The 3,286-nt window shown below is 51.2% G+C and carries 1 protein-coding gene; it reads right to left on the reverse strand.

The features are described from left to right. Window positions 1–219 precede the first annotated feature (219 nt). Window positions 220–3,198: a Tn3 family transposase gene (locus OOJ59_RS27640; RefSeq protein ID WP_065366010.1), complete on the reverse strand. Its 2,979-nt coding sequence runs from the start codon at window positions 3,196–3,198 to the stop codon at window positions 220–222. Window positions 3,199–3,286: the final 88 nt, after the last annotated feature.

Here is a 3,286-nt window from a genome sequence, read left to right on the forward strand (position 1 = left end):
TTAGCAAGATCGATACCGACAGTCGTGATGGTCATAACGAATCCCTCCGGGGCTATGTTTACCCCATGATTGCACAAGAGTTAATCAGGCGCATATCCAGGGGAAGTCCCTTCCATTCGTTAAGGCTGTTTTTTGTACTGAGGTTTATTGCAGACGTGCAGAATCCCCGCCAGCTAAGGCGGTAGTGGGGTTCGAGGTCCAATGATGTAAAAAACCACGCTAAGAGGTTAATTCATTGTTTGTATTCAAATTTAATGGTCTTAACTCGCCCTTCAGAATATCTTCCGGTAACGAAAACGTATAATGTCCCAGCATATTTATATGGCCATGTATCAGCGGCGATAATCTTGCCAGATGCTCCTCTTCAGGTGTTTCCCCCGATTTGCGAAGATGTGACAACGCCTCCTGCATGTAAAGTGTATTCCACAGCACAACCGCATTGGTCACCAGACCCAGAGCACCGAGTTGATCTTCCTGCCCTTCACGGTAGCGTTTTCTAATCTCACCACGTTGTCCGTAGCAAATGGCTCGAGCCACTGCATGGCGTCCTTCTCCCCGGTTGAGCTGAGTGAGGATCCGACGCCGGTAATCCTCATCATCGATATAGTTGAGAAGATACAACGTCTTGTTGACCCGGCCCACTTCCATAATCGCCTGAGCCAGACCAGATGGTCGGCTACTTCTCAACAGTGAACGAATAAGCTCTGATGCATGGATGGTCCCAAGCTTCAGTGAGCCCGCCATTCGCATCATTTCATCCCATTGGGATTCTATTTTTGACAGTTCAACACATCCCCGGGCCAGCTCATTCAGGGCACCATAATGTGCCGTTTTATCTGCCCGCCAGAATATCGCCCCGCCTGCATCGGCCAGACGAGGGGAAAACTGGTAGCCCAGTAACCAGAACAGGCCAAAAATGATATCGCTGGATCCTGCCGTGTCCGTCATAATTTCTACCGGATTCAGCCCGGTCTGCTGCTCCAGAAGCCCTTCCAGTACAAAGATGGAATCACGAAGCGTCCCGGGAACTACAATGCCATGGAAACCGGAGTATTGATCGGAGACGAAGTTGTACCAGGTGATACCGCGTCCTGAACCAAAGTATTTACGATTTGGTCCGGAATTAACCGTTTTAACCGGTGTGACAAAACGCATACCATCTGCGGAGGCAACCTCACCACCTCCCCAGTACCCCGCGAGCGGCAGCGTGGACTGAAAATCAACCAGCCGTGCATTAGCGGTGACCAGCGTTTCTGCCCTGAGATAATTTTGTTTAACCCAGCTCAGACGATGGCGAGTAAGCGCGGGAATATTATGCTTTATCAGGGGTTCATGCCCTATATTGCAGGCTTCTGCCAGCAGTGTTGCGCACAGACTGACCTGGAGATCCTGCGCCCGAGCACCTGATTCACTGACGTGGCTGAATTCGCGGGTAAAACCGGTTCGGGCATCTATTTCAAGCAACAGCTCCGTCAGATCAACCGGAGGGATCAATTCTCTTACCCGACGATTCAATTGTATCAGTGCCGGTGGCTCATCCAGTTTATCCAGACTGCTAATCGTCAGTGAGGGATGCTTACCTTCATTGCTTATGCTGACCGCTGCGTTGCAGGCAAAACGTGAAGCCACTGATTTCCATGTGTCATCAAGCCGCGTAGCCAGTTGTTCTGCTGCTTTAGTTCCGTCTGATGGATGACCCAGCGCCCGACATACCGGGATGCGTTGTGCCTGCCATTCAGCTCCCTGAAGCAATTTTTGACGCGGGTCCCCCCACCGATCACTGTTCTCCAGCCAGAGATCACGACGGCGCAAAGAATCTTGAAGGCGCTCGAGAAGACACAGCGAGTAACCCGCTCGTAGAATCCTACCATCTCTGTCGTAGACCAGACGTTTCCATGGGCCGGAAATGATTTGCTCTGGTGCATCGTCGAGAATTCGCTTTTTTGAGCCACTCAGTTCGGCCAGATAATGGATTGCTGACAACGTGAGCTCCCCGGCCGGGGCGGCCTGAAAGTGTAAGTCACGCAACATCGCGGACAGGAAACGCTTCACCCGTCCATATTGTTCCACCATTTCATCCTGAAACTGAGTATCTTGCGGGCGCGCCAGCTCATTTACCTTGCCGACGGATTCAGCCAGTTTGTCCTTTGGTATGCGGCGAAAAATAGCCTGCCGCAGAGCTGCTTCATCGGTGTTCTCATCAAGTAATAACGTGCATGCCCGTGCCAGTAATAGCGGGGCACGATCAAGATCTTTCAGGGTCCTGAGCCGCTTTTTCTGCCCGATATTTTTTGCAGAACGCGTGATATCCAGAATAAGCATATCCAGCACATCCACGGCCTCGTCAAGCGCCGAAATTTCCTGTGCTTTCACAAACGCAGTAAGCACGGCCAGTCGCCGTTCGTCAGGCATTCTTGAAATGTATTTCACCGAAGCCATTCCGGCATAACGGGCCAAATTCCGCAGCTGGATGGCAGGCAGACCGGAGAAATTCAACCGGGAAAACTCCATGCTACGCAGTCGGGTATATCGCTCCAGGGCGTCTGTAAATGACGGCCCACTGATAGTGACAGGACCTTTTCGCATCTCCTCCAGCACCGATATACGCTGCCCTTCAGGTATTTCAAGTAAACCGTCCAGTTGTGTTTTCTGCCAGCTGTCAGGCAACAAAGCCAGCCTTCGCCATAATCGTCGACTTGCCCGTTCGCGTACTTCGCCAATCAGCCTTGTCAGAGTCGAGGCTGCGGGTAGCAGGATCTTATTTTGCAGCAACCATGCGGTAGCAAAATCAAACAGCAGACCTGGACGCTCATTGCTGAGCCAGGCGCGAGTATAGAGCAAACGCTTCAGTCTGAATGTCCAGGGGAAATCACCAAAATCATGATAATCATAATAGAGCTTGATAAGCCCCTGATGCTCCCAGCGGGTATTTTCTCTTTCAGCATACCGGGAAAGGATCTCTGGTCGGCTGATGTTCAACTGTGCCGCAATGTAAAAACGGATGAATGAGGGAATTTGAAGGGGATCAGGAAGAAACGTTCCCAGAAAGCGCGCCGTAGTCAGCTGAAGTGCAATCCCCAGCCGGTTATGTTTTCCCCGTCGCTGATTAATAAAAGCAAGGTCACGCTCATCCAGATGAAAATACCGAGCCAGCTGAACGGCACTGTTGCAAATAGTCGGTGGTGATAAACTTATCATCCCCTTTTGCTGATGGAGCTGCACATGAACCCATTCAAAGGCCGGCATTTTCAGCGTGACATCATTCTGTGGGCCGTACGCTGGTACT

This window comes from Citrobacter sp. W9 (assembly GCF_026719375.1).
Lineage (GTDB): Bacteria > Pseudomonadota > Gammaproteobacteria > Enterobacterales > Enterobacteriaceae > Citrobacter > Citrobacter werkmanii.